Raw genomic sequence first — 16,715 nt, forward strand, 5'->3', positions numbered from 1 at the left:
CTTTTTTGTTTAAGGTCAATTGACCAGCTTATCTATTAATAAGTGGCGCAATACTGCGGTCAACGCCCGGTTCACTGACATAAGCATTCGGGCGGGGGCGCTATTCCTGGTCGTCGTCTTCCTCATCGAAACTCAGCTCCCGCGCCAGGTCCACAGCCTCGGCCTGCACCTGGGCCAGCAGGTCGGGCGCGTCGGCGTCGAGCGTGCGGGCGAAGAGGTCGAGCAGGGCTTCGCCTTCGTCGTTGACGTAGAGGTTGGTATAAATCTGCTCAAACAACTTGTTTTCCTTGCCAATCTGCTTGTCGATTTCCTGCGGCGAGTGGGCCGTGTTCAAGGCGCGGTGCAGTACTTCGGCAGCGCGGCGGGCTTCGTCGTGGTCGCCCAGGTCGCCGAGCAGGCGCAGCAGGCTCATGGCCACACCCAGGCGCCACTGCTCGAAGCGGAAAGGCTGGTCGCGGCCGGTAGCCTGCTCGAAGCCGGCTTCGGCACCCAGCGCAGCGGGCGTAAGATAGTGAGCTACTTCAGCGGGCTCACGGAAGGTAAGGCGAAGCAGGGTTTCGTAGGTCGTCATCTGTTTGGTGTTGTTTAGCTCCCCCATACCTGCCATACAAACAGCGAGGCCACGTAGGCCAGGCCGGTCATGTACACGAGCTGGCCCAGGGGCCAGCGCCAGCTTTTGGTTTCGCGGTACGTAACGGCCAGTGTGCTCATGCACTGCATGGCAAACACGTAAAATACCAGCAGCGACAAGGCCCGCACCGGCGTAAAGAACGGCCGGCCCTGCGCATCTTTTTCGCCGGCCAGCTTTTGCTGCACCGTGCCCAGGTCGGCATCCTGGCCCACGCTGTAAATGGTGCTCATAGTGCCCACAAATACCTCGCGGGCCGCGAAGGACGTGAGCAGCGCAATCCCGACTTTCCAGTCGAAGCCCAGCGGCCGGATGGCGGGCTCCAGCACATGCCCGAAAGAGCCCGCGTAGGAGTTTTCGAGGCGGGCCGAAGCCACACGCCGCTCGGTTTCGGCAGCCGACCAGTGCCCGGCGCTGGCCGTTTGCTGCACCTGAAGGGCAGCCTGCTCCTGCCGCCGGCCCGGACCATAGCTGGCCAATACCCACAGCAGTATTGAGATAGCAATGATTACCTTGCCAGCCTGCGTTACGAAGGCTTTTACTTTCTCCACAATCGTCAGGCCCACGTTTTTCCAGCGCGGCCAGCGATACACCGGAAACTCCATGATGAAGTAGCTGCGCTCGCGGGCTTTGAGCACGGCTTTCAGCAGCAGCGCCGACAGCAGCGCCGACGTGAGCCCCAGCAGGTAGAGGCCCATCAGCACGAGCCCGCGCAGGTTGAAGATGCCGAGCCACGCCTCGTCGGGCACTACCAGCGCCACCAGCACCGTGTATACCGGGATGCGCGCCGAGCACGACATCAGGGGCGTGACGAATATCGTCAACATCCTATCTTTCCAGCTCTCAATGGTGCGGGCGCCCATAATGGCCGGCACCGCGCAGGCAAGCCCCGAAATAAGCGGCACCACGCTCTTGCCGCTGAGCCCAAACGGACGCATCAGCTTGTCCATGAGAAAAGTAACCCTGGCCATGTAGCCGGTTTCTTCCAGCACCGCCAGGAAGGCAAAGAGCAGGGCAATCTGCGGAATAAAAATCAGCACCCCGCCCAGGCCGGCTATCACGCCCTCCGTGAGCAGCCGCACCAGCGGCCCGTGAAAACGCGCCTGAATGGCGGCGCTCAGGGCCGAAATGCCCTGGTCTATCCACTGCATCGGATACTGCGCCCAGGCAAAAATGGCCTGAAACAGCAAAAACAGAATTGCCAGAAAAATGAGGTAGCCCAATACGCGGTGCGTCAGCACTTTGTCGATGCGGTTGGAAGCTGGCTCGCGGCGCTCGGTGCGCGTCACGGTCACTACCTCCAGCAGCAGCTCATTTATGTGGGCGTAGCGCGCTACCGTTTCGGCCGCCTGCTGGGCGGTAGAGTTGAAAGCAGCTTTTTCGGTAAGCGTGGCCAGGTACTGGCGGTCGTCTTCGCTCAGAAAGTGCAGCTGCCGGAACTGGTGGGCATAGTGCAGAGCCAGGTAATCGTTGGGCAGCTTAAAGTGCTGGCGAATCTCGGCCAGCAGCAGCCGCAGCTCGGGCGCCGGCTGCCAGAAGCGGCCGGCCGGCGGCCGGGCGGCCAGGCGGTCGGCCATGACGATGCGCAGCGCGGCCAGGCCCACGCCCCTGCGCGCATTCATCGGCACCACGGGCACGCCCAGCTCCCGCTCCAGCGTCGCTACATCGAGCTGAATACCGCGCTCAGCAGCTACATCGGTCATGTTGAGCGCTAGGATGGCCGGCAGGCCCAGGTCGGCGAGCTGCGAAAACAGCAGCAGGCTGCGGCGCAGGTTGCTGGCATCCACGGTCACTACCACAAAGTCGGGATAGTCGGGCGAGCGCGGGTTATAAAGCAAATCGGCAATAACGCGCTCATCGAGGCTCTTGGGATAGAGCGAGTACGTGCCGGGCAAATCCACGACTTCGGCCCGGCGCTGCCCGCCGAGCTGGGCAATGCCCGTTTTGCGGTCAACGGTAACGCCGGGAAAATTCCCCACCTTCTGGTTAAGGCCCGTCAGCTGATTAAACAGCGAAGTTTTGCCCGAGTTGGGGTTGCCGATAAGGGCCAGGCGGGGCAGGCGCTCCGGGGCCATCTCCCGCAGGCCGGGGAGCGGCGCCGCCGGCCGCACATCCTTGGTAGCGCCCACCATTGCGTTTGAGTTAGTCTTTGAGCTGTATTGTGAGGGCCTCACTTACGCGCAGCGACAGCGTGTACTCTTCATCTCCGAGCACCAGCATGAGCGGGTCGCCGAGGGGGCGCGGCCCGCCAGGCGCACCTGCGTACCCGGAATGCACCCCATATCGAGCAGCTTAAGGGCCATCTGCGGGTCTTTCAGGCAGCATACGGTGGCCGATTCGCCGGGCCGCAGGTCGTTGGCGGTGCGGCGGCCGGAGGCCGGCTGCGGAGCAGCCACGGCGGTGGAGCGACGAAAAATAGCCACGATAGCAGAGCGTTTGGTTATTTAGATTTAATTCAAACAAAGATACGGCACTTTAGTTGCCGGGCCCAGCCAATAGGATTTTTTATCCGCTTTACGACCATTCGCCTACAATCCGGCGGGGTTCGCCGCAACGCACTAAAGTCTTGGCTAAAAGGCCGGCTTACCTATGCACAACCTAAGCTTTTCAAGCTTATTTTTGCATTAGGCAGTCCTTTTTCTACTTACAAATGTTTCAACGTTTATTTTATTTTGCACTATTCGTATGCATTGCCAGCGGCACCGTACGAGCCCAGTCTACTTCGCCCACTCCTTCGCTCTTAGCCGGCAAAATTATTGACAAAGCCACGAAGGAGCCCCTGCCGTTTACCTCCCTCAGCCTGAAGGCGGAACAGACCGGAGCACTCAGCAATGAGTTTGGGGTTTTTCAGCTGCCGGGGCCGGTGAAAAACGATACCGACTCGCTCATTGTAATGGCGCTGGGCTATGAGCATCTGGCTATCGCAGTAGAAAAGGGTAAGCCGATGGCCAACCTCGTGCTCGAAGTGAGCCGCCGCGCCATTGCCCTGAAAGAAGTAACGGTGAAAGGGGGCAAAGTGAAAAACCTGGAGCTGGGCACCAGCTCCAACCGGCCGGGCGATGGCCTGCTGCAAGGGCAGCCCGGTGGGCAGTATGCCTTTTTTGTTAAGAATGACAAAAACAAGCGGTTGGGCAACATCCGCTCGGTGTCGTTCTACATTGGCGAAAACGGCTTCCCCCGCGAGCCGTTCCGGGTGCGCCTCTACAAGCCCGATGGCAACTACAACTCGCCCAATACGGATATTCTGACCGATAACGTGGTAGTATCGGCCCCGAAAGGCGGCCAATGGTACACGGTTGACCTGACGCCCTACAACGTGGTAGCGCCCGAAGAAGGCTTCTTTGTGGCGATGGAATGGATTGTGAGCGGCGACAAGTTCTTCAATACCAACTTTATGGACGACAGCTACACGCCCTACGGCCAGATTATGCGCCCGACCTTCGAGTTCAAGGAAAGCCGTACCTGGACGTACTCCATCGCCAAAGGCTGGACGCTGCTGACGATGGCCACCGCCGCCGGCCAGCACTACAATGCCATGATTAAGGCAGAAGTGGACATGATTAAGTAAAAACTATATAGTTAATTCAAGCTAAAAGAGTTGCCGCCGCTCCATACCCCGGAGCAGCGGCAACCCTTTTAGCTTGGCTGGAATACTTAGTTACCCGCGTGCCCAACCACCCACCGCCGGATAAACTCCTGCACGCCGGGGTCAAACGTAGGCTTGGGCTCGCCGCCCAGCATATTCCACTGGTATAGTGGCGGTTGCATGAGGTGGTTGATGCCCTTGGGCCGGTATAGGGTCACCAAACGGTTGCCGCTGGCCTTAAAGGCATGCTTCAGGGCCGGCAGGTGCCGGGCGGGCGGGGCCTGCTCATCGGCCTGGCCCGTAATCAGCAATACCGGGCACTGCACGGCGTAGATATTCTCGGTCGGGTCGAACGATAAAAAGGAACGATGCCAGGGCGTGAGCAGCGCGGCCGTCTGGCGCTGGCCCTCGGCAGCCGACAGGGCTGGGTCGCCCTGGTGTAGCATATTGGCCACGATGGTCTGGGTTTGGGCCAGGTTGGCCGGGTTGCGGATAATGTCGTACAGCTCCTGCTGCCGACGCACCCGCAGGCTAAACTGCGCGGGCGGGAGCTTCTGCGCCCGCCACACCTGCTCTTGCTGCAACAGCAGGGTTTCGTGGCCGGGCAGGCCGTAGATGCCCAGGCCCACTACAAAAGCCGGCGGCAGCGGCGAGGCAGCCACCAGCAGCGCCACGTTGGCTCCTTCGCCGTGGCCGATTACCCCCAGGTGCAGCAGGTCTATCTCGGGGCGGGTACGCAGGTAGTTGAGCGCCGCCTGCAAGTCGCCGGCCCGCTGAATAGGTGTAGCGGAGTCGCCGCTGCCGCCCGATTGCCCCGTGCCCCGGTCGTCGAGGCGCAGCACGGCGATACCGCGGCGGGTGAGGTAATCGGCCAGGGTGCCCAGCATGCGGTAGCTCAGCATCGTAACCGGCGCGCCCGGCGTAAGCCCGTCGCGGTCCTGCTGGCCGAAGTCGGATACCAGTACCACGGCCGGAAACGGGCCCGTGCCCGGTGGCAGCGTGAGGGAGCCCGCCAGCCGCAGCCGCGCGGTATAGCTCGTCACCGTTACCTCTTCAACCTGGTAAGGAGGCCTAAACCGGGCCGCCGCATCGGCGGGGGTGCTGCTGTCGAAGGCCTCGTGGTGCAGGGTTAGGGGGGTGCGCTGGCCCTGCCGGCACCACAGGCCGCTTAGCTCCTGGCCATCGGGCGAGCGGCGGCCCAAAAACCGGCTGCTGGTTTCCGACACCAGCAGCACCACCGAGTCGGTGCCGGTGGGCTGCCGCACGTCAATGGGTATCCGATTGAGTTTCTGCACGGGCACGTCGAGCGCTGCAAAATAGCGGCCGCCCGTCAGGCGCACCATGCTCACGCTTAAGTCAAGGGCGCCGCCGGCGGCCAGCAGCTTCCCCCGCCATAATCCATCGAGGGTTGCGGCCGGGCCGGCATGGCTGGCGGCAGAGGTACCGGGCTGCGCCCGTACGCCCTGCGCCAGCCACACCAGCACCATCGCCAAGCCAAGCAGCCTACTTGTTTTCATAGATAGCAGTGAGGGAGCCAAGCTATTGTGCATCCGGCAATTAAAAAGCTGGCCCAATAGCCATTACTCGGGCGAAGTTAGGGGCCAAACGCAACGAAACCAGCGGCGCAATGCGCTTCCAGCTACCCGGATTTTATAAGTGGCCGGCAGCGGGCCGCTACGCCCAGCCGGGCGGCAGCGGCGGGCTGGAGCAGGGTTGCGGACTAGTCACCACTTTTTTTATTTGCCAAGTAGGAATTTTTCTAGAAATTTCCCGGCTACCCTACTTTAGATGCGAAGCCTTGTAATTAAATTTGTGGGCCGGAGCCCTATCCATTTCTTTTTTACTGTATGATTAAGCGTTTACTATTCCTTTTGATTATTGGCAGCCTGCTGCCCACGTTGAGCTGGGCCCAGCAGGAAGGCCGCATTACGGGCCGCGTGGTTGATGAAAAGACGCAGGACCCTATTCCGTTTGCCTCCATCAACCTGCGCGAAGAGCAAACCGGCGCGCTCACCAACGAATACGGCTACTTTCAGCTGGCTATGCCCACCAAGGTGACCGAAGACTCGGTTGTCGTGATGGCGCTGGGCTATAAGCGAACTGCCCTCTACGTGAAGCGCGGGGCCAATATGGAGGAGATTATCATCCAGCTTCCGAAGCAGGCCGTGGCGCTTGCCGAAGTAAAAGTGGAAACCAAGGGGGTAAAACCCACGCTGTTGGGCGCGCACTCCAACTCGCCGGGCGCCGGCATGATTCAGGGCCTGCCGGGCCAGCAGTATGCCTTCATGTGCAAAAACGACAAAGCTAAAAAGCTCGGTCTTATCCGCACAGTATCGTTTTTTATCGGAGAAAACGGCTTCCCGCGTGAGCCGTTCCGAGTACGTATCTACAAAGCGAACGGCAACTACAACGCGCCCAACGAAGACATGCTGACCGAGAGCGTTATCGTATCGGCCGCCCGCGGGGGCGAGTGGTTTACGGTCGATTTGTCGCCCTACAACCTGGTAGCGCCCGAAGAAGGCTTCTACGTAGCGATGGAGTGGATTGTGAGCGGTGACAAGTTCTACACCACCAATTTCATGGACAACTACACGCCCTACGGCCAGATTCTGCGGCCCACTTTCGAATTCAAAGATAGCCGCACCTGGAGCTACGCCATCGGCCGCGGCTGGAACCTGGTAACGCTTGCCAACGGCGGCTCGCACTTCAACGCCATGATGCGCGCCGAGGTAGACGCCTATAAATAAGGAGCCCCCCCTCCTGCTAGCCATTCGATAAGGCACTACCCGGCAACACTATAAAGGCGAATTACTAAAAATGCCTCCGTCGCTAAGCGACGGAGGCATTTTGTATTTTAACAAGGATGGCTATTGCGCAGCCAATAACTTTACCTGCTGCCAGCCGGCCGGGCTTACTTCACGCGTACGGCAATTTCTACGCGGCGATTTTCCTGGCGGCCGGCGGCCGTTGCATTGGAGGCAACCGGCGCACTGGCACCAAAAGCCTCGGTGCTTACGTGGTCGGCCGCGAGCTTATCGGTGGTAGTAAGGTAATTTTTAACTGCCTGGGCGCGCTGCTCGCTCAGCTCGCGGTTGTAGTTTTTGTCGCCACGGGCATCAGCAAAGCCGAGTACGCGCACCTCTTTCCCGGCGTAGCGCTGGTTGATGGAGGCGCCAATTTGCTTGAGCGCAGCGGCAGCGCTGGGTTTGATATCCGACTTGTTGGTATCGAAGAGGATTTTCTCGTCCACCCCGTATACCTGATACTCTTCATTGCCGCGCACGGTGACGCCGGGCGTGTTAATCTCCGAAAGCTTTACATCGGAGAGCTTGGCCTTGGTGAGGTCGAAGGCGTTGCTGATGGCGCTGCCGGTTTTGCTGGCGGCGCTATCGACGCCATTCGCGGCTCCGGTAGCAACATCGCTCACCGTTTTGCCGGTGCGGGCCACTACAGCGGTATCCTTGGTCGCTTCGCCAAGGGTGTTTTTCTCATCCGATTTTTTAAGGTCGCTGCAGCTGGCAAAAACGAGCGTGGCCGCCGCCAACAGCGGAAACAATGATTTGGTCATGGTGAAAGAAGGGTTAGAACGAATGCAAAAAGCTAGGCCACATACGGAAACCCGGCCGTAGTGTTAGCACCTTCACATCATTCGCTCACAAACACCCGCTTCACCCGCTCGCTCACGTTGGTCAGCAGCTCATAGGCAATAGTGCCAATGCGAGCCGCCAACTCACTAATGCCCAGCGCTTCGCCAAACACTATCGCCACGTCGCCGGGCCGCGCATCGGCGATATCCGTCACGTCGACCATCACCATATCCATGCACACCGAGCCCACCACCGGGGCGCGGCGGCCGTGCAGCAGCACCACGCCCCGGCCGTTGCTGAAGCGCCGGTCGTACCCATCGGCGTAGCCAATGGCCAGCGTGGCCACGCGGCGCTCGTGGTCGGTCGCGGCGCCGCGCCGCCCGTAGCCCACGGTGGTACCGGCCGGCAGCGTTTTTATCTGGGAGATAGTTGTTTTCAAGGTGCTTACCGGTAGCAGATTAGCAGCATCCTCCGCCCCCGCCTCTACCCCATACAGGCCCACGCCCAGGCGTACCATATCGAGCTGCGCCTCGGGAAAGCGCCGAATGCCGGCTGAGTTGAGCGCGTGCTTGAGCGCCGGGTAGCCCAGCACGGCCTCGATGGCGGCGGCCATGCGCCGGAAAGTGCTCAGCTGCTGCCTGGTAAAGTCGTCGTGGGCCGGGTCGTCGGCCGCCGCCAGGTGGGTCATGATGCCCGCCACCGGCAAGGCGGCGCGGTGGGCGGCCAGCAGCGCCAGCAAGTCGGGCAATTCTTCTTCGGCAAAGCCCAGGCGGCGCATACCCGTATCGAGCTTGATATGCAGCGGCGGCAAGGGCCCGGCCCCATCGCTGGTGGCCTCGCGGGCGGCTTGCAGGTAGTCGTGCAGGCGCTCCAGCGAATATATCTCGGGCTCCAAGCGGTAGCGCCGCAGCTGGCCGAAAGAATCGGGCCCCGGGTTCAGCACCATGATGGGCAGGCTGATACCACTATCGCGCAGCTGCTGGCCTTCGTCGGCATAGGCCACGGCCAGGTAGTCGGCCCGCTGAAACTCCAGCAGGCTGGCCACCTCGTACGAGCCGCTGCCGTAGGCAAAGGCCTTGACCATCACCATGAGCTTGGTGCCGGGGTTCAGGCGCTGGCGGTAGTATTGGAGATTGTGCGTGAGCGCATCCAGGTTCACTTCCAGCACCGTGCCGTGCTGAGGCTGCTGCAACGCCGCTACCACGCGCTCGAAGCCAAAGCGCCGCGCGCCCTTTATGAGGATAGTTTCGTTCTGAAAATCAGCCGGTCGCAGCTCCGCCAGCAGCGCTTCGGTGGAAGGGTAAAATTGAGTCAGGAGTTTTGAGTTAGGAGTTAGGAGTTGGTTATGTTGAACCCCTTCTGCTAACTCATAACTCAACTCCTCTCCCACCCCAATGAGGCGTGTCACGCCGTGGGCCTGCACCAGCGCCGCCACGCGGGCGTACAGCTCGGCGCCACTGAGGCCCGATTCAAGCACGTCGCTGAGAATGAGCGTGCGCCCGCCCGGTCGGGCCTGCCGGCTCAGGGCATCGAGCGCCAGCGAGAGGCCAGCCAAGTCATTATTATAGGTATCATCGAGCAGGTAGCAGCCGTGGCGGCCGGCCTTCATTTCGAGGCGCATAGCTACCGGGTGCAGGCGCAGCAGGCGGCGCTGAATCTCGGCCGGGGCCAGGGCTTTGGCCGGGTCGAGCTGCCGCCACAGTAGCACCGCCAGGCAATGCAGGGCATTCTCCACCGATGGCTCATCGGCGAAGGGCAGCGTGAAGCGGGCGGCCAGCCGCAGCGCCAGGCGCTCGTTAGTAAAATGGGCCGCGGCTTCGGCTTCGCCCAGCCGTACCCGCACGCTGGTGGTACCAGCCGAGTTGGCGGTCAGCCGAAAGCGCAGCGCCGCGCCGGGCGCAGCGCCGCGCGTCCAGGCCAGGGCCGGCAGACCCCGCGACCGCACGGCAGTGTGCACGGCCGGCTGGTCGGCGCAGTACACCAGCAGCTCGAAGCCGGGCCGCTCGAACAGCCGCAGCTTCTCGCCCAGCTTTTCTGCGGCCGAGGCAAAGCCCGCGTCGTGGGCCGTGCCGAGCGTGGTAAAAATGCCGTGGGTGGGCCGGATAATCGCGGCCAGCCGGGCCATCTCGCCGCGCTCCGAGATACCAGCCTCAAAGATGCCCAGCGTGTGCCGGCCGGGCGCCAGCTCCCACACGCTCAGCGGTACGCCCACCTGCGAGTTGTAACTCTTGGGCGAGCGGCAAATGTCTTCATCGGGTGCCAGCAGCTGAGCCAGCCACTCCTTCACGATGGTTTTACCGTTGGAGCCCGTGACGGCCCACACCGGCCCGGTAAAGGCGGCCCGGTGCTGCGCCGCCAGCGCTTGCAGCGCAGCCAGCGTATCGGCCACCTGCACGAAGCCCGCGCCCGCAAACGGGGCCAGGCTGGCCGGCGGCTGGCTCACTACAAACAAGCGTATGCCTTTGGCATACAAGGCCGCCAGGTGCTGGTGGCCATCGTGATTAGGCCCGCGTAAAGCGAAAAACACTGCGCCTTCGGTGAGGCCGACGCGGCGGCTGTCGAGCAGCAGCGTGGCAACGGGGGTGTCAGCGGCGGGCGCTTGCAGCAGGGTGCCGCTCAGCCGTCTGGGCAAGTCGGAGAAACGAATAGACATGGCCCGGCAAAGGTCGGGACGGAGTTTTTTAAACCACCCGAAGGCCGCTGCTGGGCTGGACGCGCCTTTTAAACATATAAAATATATTATGCCCTCATAACTAGAACGCCAGCACGGTCGATGGCTTTGTTTACCTCCCAGGTTAGGCTACCTTTCAACATGCAGCATCACGAAGTTGAGCCTCCCGAAGCGCTACGCGCTGCCATTAAATGCGTGTGGTACACCAGCATGGACCTGGGAGACACCCCAGCGAGCTTTGAGGTGGTACCGGATGGCTACGCGGAAATTATTTTCCATTTTGGAAGCGCTTGCAGCATTGCCACCCCCGAAGGCTTGCAGCCGCTGCCCTCCCCGTTTCTGGTGGGGCTGCTCAATCAGCCGGCCGTTTTTTACTCGAAAAACCGCTTGCAAGTCCTTGGCATCCGGTGCTTTCCCTGGACGGTATTCGAGCTGCTCGGGCTGACGGCCGGCAAAGACGGCGTGCGCACTTTTGAGCATCCTATTGCCCAGCTTCACGCTGCGTTGGCCGAGTGGGTGCAAGCAGGCCGGGTAGCGGAAGCCCTGGCTCAGCTACTCGACTATTTTCGGACTGCCCGCGCGCAACCAGCCAGCGACGGCCTGCTTGACAAGGCGGGCGGGGCAATGCGGGCCGCCAACGGCACCTTGCCGGTAAGCCAGGTAGCGGCGGCGCATGCTACGGTCCGCACCCTGGAAAGAAAGTTCAAGCAGGCGGCTGGCCACACGGTGAAAGACGTATCGGGGCTGATGCGCTTTGAGCAGGTACGCAACCACTTATGGCATTCGCCCGATGCCAACCTGGCCGGCCTGGCGCAGGAGTTGGGCTATACCGACCAAGCTCACCTCAGCCGGGAGTTTAAGCGCTACAGCGGCACAACACCCGCCGCCTTCGCCCGCAAAGCCAAAAAAGAGCAACGGGCAGTGAGCCCCGATTTTGTCGCGTTTGTACAAGCCTGACGCCGGTGGCTTCCGGAATTTTGTATCGCTTTCACCAGTAGCTGAAAGCGACTCTTAATTACATGAAATCCGCACAAAATCAGGCTGTTTACGATGTCATCATTGCCGGAGCCGGGCCAGTAGGGCTGTTTCTGGCCTGCGAGTTGGCTTTGGCCAACTGCTCGGTGCTGGTGCTGGAAAAGGCCCCGAGCCCGCACTCGCCCCTAAAGCAGCTGCCGTTTGGGCTGCGGGGGCTCAATGCGCCGTCCGTTGAGGCGCTTTTTCGCCGGGGGCTGCTCGACGAGCTGGAGGTGTCGAAGCGCATCGGCTTCCCGCACAACCCCTCCCCGGCCAGCCAAACGCCTAAGCCCCAGACAGGTGGTCATTTCGCCGGCATTGCGTTTTCGGGCAGCACCATTGATATCTCCCAGTGGAAATACCGCCTGCCCAGCTCGACGAGCACCCAGCTTTTATCTGAGATAGAAGAGCTTGAAACCGTATTGGCGCGCCGGGCAGCGGCCTTGGGGGTGGTAATCAAGCGCGGGCGGGCCATTGCCGGCTTGCAGCAAACCCCGGACGGGGTGACTGTGCAGGCGGGTGATGCCTGCTTCGAGGCTGGCTGGCTGGTGGGCTGCGACGGGGGCCGGAGCGCAGTGCGCAAAGCAGCTGGCTTCGATTTTGCCGGCACGGAGCCCGAATTTACCGGCTACACCGCGCAGGTTGACCTGGCCGACCCCGAGAAGCTCAAGCCAGGCCGCAACGTAACCCCGACCGGCATGTACATGCAGTCGCAGCCCGGCTACCTGATACTGCAGGATTTTGATGCGGGCACCTTTCACCAGGCCCAGCAGCCCGTTACGCTGGAGCACCTGCAGCACCTGCTGCGCCGGGTTTCCGATACTGATGTGACTATTCAGGCCCTGCACCTGGCCACCACCTGGACCGACCGCGCCCGGCAGGCCACTACCTACCGCCGCGGCCGGGTGCTGCTGGCCGGCGATGCGGCCCACATTCATGCGCCCTTGGGCGGCCAGGGGCTCAACCTGGGGCTAGGCGATGCCCTGAACCTGGGCTGGAAGCTTGCTGCCACCATCCACGGGACAGCGCCGGCAGGCTTGCTCGACAGCTACCACACCGAGCGGCATCCTATCGGGGCGCAGGTGCTGGATTGGTCACGCGCTCAGGTGGCCATTATGAGGCCCGACCCCCATGCCCGCGCGCTGCACGCCATTGTGCGCGACCTGCTGCATACCCGCGACGGAGCGACTTATTTTGCCGGGCGCATATGGGGCATTTCCACGCACTACGAGCTGGGCAGCGCCCATCCGCTGGTCGGCCACAGCGCGCCCAACTTTGAGTTTGAAACCGGCACCACCCTTGGCGAGCTCATGCGCGAGGGCCACGGCATGTTGCTCGATTTCGAGGATAACGCTTCCCTGAAAGCATGCGTGAGTGCTTACGACGGCCAACTAACCTACATCTTAGGCCGCGCCAAGGACCAGCTAGGCATAAGCGCCGCCCTCATACGCCCCGATGGGTTTGTGGCTTGGGCTGCCGACCGCGACCCCGATTACACCGAGCTTGAGCGGGCGGCGGCCCGCTGGTTTGCGGGCAATTTGGCAAGCAGCGCAGTAGTAAAAGCGGCCGGTTCGGCAAGCTCTGCGCCGTCGGCATCGTAAAAGTAGCTTGTGCCCTGGGCGGCTTGCTACCTGCATACCCGCCCCGGCGCTACCTTCGGGCTTCCATTGCCCAATCGTATTTAAACCGCCCGATGGCCGTTTCCGCTTCGCTTACCCCTCCGCCTGCGCCGCTGTGGCAGCGGGCCTGGCCGCACGTGCTGGCCGTGTTGTTCTTCGTGGTGCTGGCCGTGGCCTACTTCGCGCCCATCGTCTTCGACCACCAAACATTAGCGCAGCACGATATTACCCAGTTTCAGGGCGGCGCGCACGAGACGCAGCAGTGGGCCGCCGAGCACGGCCACGAGCCGCTGTGGACCAACTCCATGTTCAGCGGGATGCCGACCTACCTCATCTCGGTGCACTTTCCCGGCGACCTGTTCGTGTTTGTGCAGAAGGCCGTGGCGTTGGGTTTGCCGGGCGTAGTGAGCAATTTATTTGTGGCCTTGCTCTGCGGCTACGTGCTGCTGGTGGCGCTGGGCGTGCGGCCCCTGGTGGCGGTAGCCGGCGCGGTGGCGCTGGGCTTTTCGAGCTACAACCTCGCCATTCTGGCGGCCGGGCACAACACCAAGTCGTGGGCGCTGGCCTACGCGCCGCTGGTGCTGGGCGGGCTGCTGCTGGCTTTCCGCCAGAATAAATGGCTGGGCGCGGCCCTCTTCACGCTGGGCCTGACCATGAACGTGCGGGCCAACCACCCGCAAATCACCTATTACCTGGGTTTGCTGGTGGCTATTTATGGTCTTATTGAGCTGGTGGCCGCCATTCGGGCCGGGCGCTTGCCCGACTTTCTTAGCCGCGTAGCCTTGCTGGGCGTGGGTGCGCTGCTGGCTGTGGGCGTCAGCTTCGGCCGCCTCTACACTACCTACGAATACAGTAAATACAGCAACCGCTCGCCCTCTGAGCTAAAAGTCCTGCCGCCCCAGCCCGGCCAGACTAGCCCCAGCGCCCGGCAGCAGGACCGTGACTACGCCTTTGCCTATAGCTACGGCGTGGGCGAGACAATGACGCTGCTGGTGCCCAACTTCTATGGCGGCAGCAGCGCCATGCCACTGGGTAAAGACTCGCACCTGGCCGCCGCCGGCCTGCCCGAAGAATACCTGGGCAGCATGCCCACCTACTGGGGCGACCAGGCCTACGTGGCCGGCCCGGTGTACGTGGGCGTCACGGTTTGCTTTCTGTTTGTGCTTGGGCTGTTCGTGGTCGATAAGCGCACGCGCTACTGGCTGCTGGCGGGCACGCTGCTCTCGTTCGTGCTGGCCTGGGGCAAGAACTTTGAGACCATTAATAACCTGATATTCGACTACCTGCCGGGCTACCGCAGCTTCCGCGCCGTGAGCATGGGCCTGGTAATAGCCCAGCTGGCTATGCCGCTGCTAGCCGCGCTGGCGCTCTCGCGCATCCTGCGGCCACGCCCGGTAGCGGTGCCTCCAGGCGCCGGACCCGCTGCCGAGCCGGTGCATCCGGCCCTGGCCAAAGCGGCACGCGCCGCCGCCGGCACGCCGGCCGTGGTGGTCGAGTCGGCCGACAATCAGCTGCGCACCCGGCAGTTGCTGTATGCCGGCGCCATTACGGCCGGCTTTCTGCTGCTGAGCTGGATTGCCAGCCTGAGCTTCGATTATGCCTCGCCGCAGGATGCCGGGCTCTCGCAAAGTGGCTTTACGCCCCAGCTGATGACGGCCCTGCGCGCCGACCGCGCCGATTTGCTGCACAACGATATCTGGCGCGGGCTGCTGTTTGTGGGCCTCACGCTGGCGGCGCTGTTTTTCTATTTGAAGGGCAAAATCGACGCCCGCCTTGCCGCGCTGGCGGTGGCAGCGCTGGTCTTGCTCGACCTCTGGACGGTGGACAAGCGCTACCTCGGCGAGAAGAATTTTCAGAATGAAACCATCGTCGAGAGCTTCCAGCCTTCGCCCGCCGACCAGCAGATACTCCAGGACAAGGACCTGAGCTACCGCGTGCTCAACCTCGGCAACCCGTTCAACGAGGCCCGCACCTCGTACTTTCATAAGAGCATCGGCGGCTACCACGGCGCCAAGCTGCGCCGCTACCAGGACCTCATCGAGCGCCAGATTTCGCAGAACAACACCGGCGTGCTCAACATGCTGAACACGCGCTACGTGATAGTGCCGCCCCAGAAGCAAGGCGAAGCCGAGCAGGTGCAGCGCAACCCCGGCGCGCTGGGCAACGCCTGGTTTGTGCGCGAGCTGAAAGCCGTGGCTAGCCCCGACGAGGAAATGAACGCCCTCTCCAGCCTCAATACCAAACAGGTAGCGGTGGTGGATACCCACAAGTTTCCCGACGTGAAGCCGGCGACCTACGCCGACTCGTCGGCCACCATTGCCCTCACCAGCTACGCACCCGATGCCCTCACCTACCGCTACTCGGCCGCCCAGCCGGCCACGGTGGTGTTCTCCGAAATCTATTACGCCGACGGCTGGCAGGCTTTCCTCGATGGCAAGCCGGTGCCGTATTTCCGGGCCGACTGGGTGCTGCGGGCCATGCAGGTGCCGGCCGGCTCGCACGAAATCAAGTTTGTATTCGAGCCCAAAGAATATAAGATTGGCAATACAGTATCGCTGCTTTCCAGCATTGGGGTGCTGCTGGCGGTGGTGGCGGCGGGCATCTTCGGCTTCCGGCAGCGCCGGATTAATGAGGATAATGACACTGCCAAAGCCGCCTGAACCCGCCGGGCGTTGCGCTCGAAATGACAAACAATTTTTTACTTCCTATCCTCCACCCTGCCGCCGAGCGCCACGGCGTGCGCCTGCTGCTCTGGCGCGACGACCTACTCAACCCCGACCTGCCCGGCAACAAGGCCCGCAAGCTTAGGTACAACCTGCAAGCGGCCACTGCGCAGGGCCACGCGCGCCTGCTGACCTTCGGCGGCGCGTACTCCAACCACCTCGCGGCCGTAGCGACGGCGGGGCGGCTCTACGGGTTTGCCACTATTGGCCTGGTGCGCGGCGAAGAGCACCAGCCCCTCAACCCGACCCTGGCGCAGTGCGTGGCCGATGGCATGGCTCTGCACTATCTCGACCGCGCCACTTACCGCCGCCGCAATGAGCCGGAATTTTTAACCGACATCCGGCGGCAGTTCGGCCACCCCTATCTGCTGCCCGAGGGCGGCACCAATGCGCTGGCCCTGCGCGGCGTGGCCGAGCTTATCGGCGAGCTGCGCCGGCACACCGACTTCGATGCCGTGGCCGTGGCGGCCGGCACCGGCGGCACCCTGGCCGGCCTGGCGCTGGGGCTGGCCGAGGCCGCCTATCCGGCCCGCGCGCTGGGCATAGCGGCCCTGAAAGGCGCTGATTTTTTGCGCGCCGAGATTGACGCGCTGACGCAGGCCGCCGCCAACCGCCCGCTCACCAACTACGAGCTGCACACCGGCTACCACTTCGGCGGCTACGCCCGGCTGCCGCTTAAGCTACGGGCATTCATTCAGCAGTTTCAGGCTGACTATGGCGTGTTGCTCGACCCTATCTATACCGGCAAGCTGCTTTTTGGGGTGCTGGACCTTATCAAAAAAGGGCACTTTACGCCCGGCAGCACCGTGGTAGCCGTGCATACGGGTGGCCTGCAAGCCTGGGCGGGGTTCTTGTAGGCAATAAAAAACCCGTGGCCGGGAAAGCGC

Annotated in this window: 12 protein-coding genes; 6 read left to right on the plus strand and 6 right to left on the minus strand. The window is 62.3% G+C overall.

The window, feature by feature from the left end; genetic code table 11:
• Positions 1 to 100: 100 nt before the first annotated feature.
• Genes F6X24_RS00895 through F6X24_RS00905 form a run of 3 tightly spaced genes read right to left on the minus strand, consistent with a single transcriptional unit; the run spans position 101 to position 3,051 of the window.
• Positions 101 to 598, minus strand: coding sequence for a hypothetical protein (locus tag F6X24_RS00895; protein WP_151085837.1), 498 nt, complete (start codon positions 596 to 598; stop codon positions 101 to 103).
• Positions 586 to 2,760: a ferrous iron transport protein B gene (gene feoB, locus F6X24_RS00900; RefSeq protein ID WP_317132503.1), complete on the minus strand. Its 2,175-nt coding sequence runs from the start codon at positions 2,758 to 2,760 to the stop codon at positions 586 to 588. The genes F6X24_RS00895 and feoB overlap by 13 nt, the downstream gene beginning before the upstream one ends.
• Positions 2,761 to 2,802: 42 nt before the next feature.
• A complete protein-coding gene (locus F6X24_RS00905; RefSeq protein ID WP_229725268.1) occupies positions 2,803 to 3,051 on the minus strand; it encodes a FeoA family protein in 249 nt (82 codons plus the stop codon).
• Between the two features lie 227 nt (positions 3,052 to 3,278).
• On the opposite strand from F6X24_RS00905, the gene F6X24_RS00910 reads away from it, so the two are divergent.
• Entirely contained in the window at positions 3,279 to 4,196 is a 918-nt protein-coding gene (locus F6X24_RS00910) for a carboxypeptidase-like regulatory domain-containing protein (RefSeq protein ID WP_151085838.1), read from the plus strand.
• 86 nt (positions 4,197 to 4,282) lie between these two features.
• Here the strand turns inward: F6X24_RS00910 and F6X24_RS00915 are convergent, their stop codons facing one another.
• Positions 4,283 to 5,731: an alpha/beta hydrolase gene (locus tag F6X24_RS00915; RefSeq protein WP_191906401.1), complete on the minus strand. Its 1,449-nt coding sequence runs from the start codon at positions 5,729 to 5,731 to the stop codon at positions 4,283 to 4,285.
• Between the two features lie 330 nt (positions 5,732 to 6,061).
• On the opposite strand from F6X24_RS00915, the gene F6X24_RS00920 reads away from it, so the two are divergent.
• Positions 6,062 to 6,961 carry a carboxypeptidase-like regulatory domain-containing protein gene (locus tag F6X24_RS00920; RefSeq protein ID WP_151085840.1) on the plus strand — a complete coding sequence of 300 codons (900 nt, stop codon included), beginning with the start codon at positions 6,062 to 6,064 and terminating at the stop codon, positions 6,959 to 6,961.
• Between the two features lie 164 nt (positions 6,962 to 7,125).
• Here F6X24_RS00920 and F6X24_RS00925 read toward each other — a convergent pair whose 3' ends face one another.
• Together F6X24_RS00925 and F6X24_RS00930 are read right to left on the minus strand one after the other, a co-directional pair.
• Complete coding sequence (locus F6X24_RS00925) at positions 7,126 to 7,782, minus strand: OmpA family protein (RefSeq protein WP_151085841.1); 657 nt, start codon at positions 7,780 to 7,782, stop codon at positions 7,126 to 7,128.
• A 77-nt stretch (positions 7,783 to 7,859) separates the two neighbouring features.
• Entirely contained in the window at positions 7,860 to 10,454 is a 2,595-nt protein-coding gene (locus F6X24_RS00930) for a bifunctional UDP-N-acetylmuramoyl-tripeptide:D-alanyl-D-alanine ligase/alanine racemase (protein WP_151085842.1), read from the minus strand.
• 159 nt (positions 10,455 to 10,613) lie between these two features.
• Here F6X24_RS00930 and F6X24_RS00935 point away from each other — a divergent pair, with 159 nt between their 5' ends.
• From F6X24_RS00935 to F6X24_RS00950, 4 genes are all read left to right on the plus strand, one after another.
• On the plus strand, positions 10,614 to 11,429 hold the full coding sequence (locus tag F6X24_RS00935; RefSeq protein ID WP_151085843.1) for an AraC family transcriptional regulator: 816 nt from the start codon (positions 10,614 to 10,616) through the stop codon (positions 11,427 to 11,429).
• A gap of 62 nt (positions 11,430 to 11,491) precedes the next feature.
• Positions 11,492 to 13,087 carry an FAD-dependent monooxygenase gene (locus F6X24_RS00940; RefSeq protein WP_151085844.1) on the plus strand — a complete coding sequence of 532 codons (1,596 nt, stop codon included), beginning with the start codon at positions 11,492 to 11,494 and terminating at the stop codon, positions 13,085 to 13,087.
• Positions 13,088 to 13,179: 92 nt separating this feature from the next.
• Positions 13,180 to 15,765, plus strand: coding sequence for a YfhO family protein (locus F6X24_RS00945; protein WP_151085845.1), 2,586 nt, complete (start codon positions 13,180 to 13,182; stop codon positions 15,763 to 15,765).
• Positions 15,766 to 15,788: 23 nt separating this feature from the next.
• Positions 15,789 to 16,685: a 1-aminocyclopropane-1-carboxylate deaminase/D-cysteine desulfhydrase gene (locus F6X24_RS00950; protein WP_151085846.1), complete on the plus strand. Its 897-nt coding sequence runs from the start codon at positions 15,789 to 15,791 to the stop codon at positions 16,683 to 16,685.
• Positions 16,686 to 16,715 lie beyond the last annotated feature (30 nt).

The sequence above is a fragment of the Hymenobacter baengnokdamensis genome (assembly GCF_008728635.1).
Taxonomy (GTDB): Bacteria; Bacteroidota; Bacteroidia; order Cytophagales; family Hymenobacteraceae; genus Hymenobacter; species Hymenobacter baengnokdamensis.

What these genes read in the sequence shown, in the direction of transcription:
- F6X24_RS00935 (WP_151085843.1), top strand. Translation starts at nt 10,614, where the DNA reads ATGCAGCATCACGAAGTTGAGCCTCCCGAAGCGCTACGCGCTGCCATT.
- feoB (WP_317132503.1), bottom strand. Translation starts at nt 2,760, where the DNA reads ATGGTGGGCGCTACCAAGGATGTGCGGCCGGCGGCGCCGCTCCCCGGC.
- F6X24_RS00915 (WP_191906401.1), bottom strand. Translation starts at nt 5,731, where the DNA reads ATGAAAACAAGTAGGCTGCTTGGCTTGGCGATGGTGCTGGTGTGGCTG.
- F6X24_RS00910 (WP_151085838.1), top strand. Translation starts at nt 3,279, where the DNA reads ATGTTTCAACGTTTATTTTATTTTGCACTATTCGTATGCATTGCCAGC.
- F6X24_RS00950 (WP_151085846.1), top strand. Translation starts at nt 15,789, where the DNA reads ATGACAAACAATTTTTTACTTCCTATCCTCCACCCTGCCGCCGAGCGC.
- F6X24_RS00895 (WP_151085837.1), bottom strand. Translation starts at nt 598, where the DNA reads ATGGGGGAGCTAAACAACACCAAACAGATGACGACCTACGAAACCCTG.
- F6X24_RS00945 (WP_151085845.1), top strand. Translation starts at nt 13,180, where the DNA reads ATGGCCGTTTCCGCTTCGCTTACCCCTCCGCCTGCGCCGCTGTGGCAG.
- F6X24_RS00925 (WP_151085841.1), bottom strand. Translation starts at nt 7,782, where the DNA reads ATGACCAAATCATTGTTTCCGCTGTTGGCGGCGGCCACGCTCGTTTTT.
- F6X24_RS00940 (WP_151085844.1), top strand. Translation starts at nt 11,492, where the DNA reads ATGAAATCCGCACAAAATCAGGCTGTTTACGATGTCATCATTGCCGGA.
- F6X24_RS00930 (WP_151085842.1), bottom strand. Translation starts at nt 10,454, where the DNA reads ATGTCTATTCGTTTCTCCGACTTGCCCAGACGGCTGAGCGGCACCCTG.
- F6X24_RS00920 (WP_151085840.1), top strand. Translation starts at nt 6,062, where the DNA reads ATGATTAAGCGTTTACTATTCCTTTTGATTATTGGCAGCCTGCTGCCC.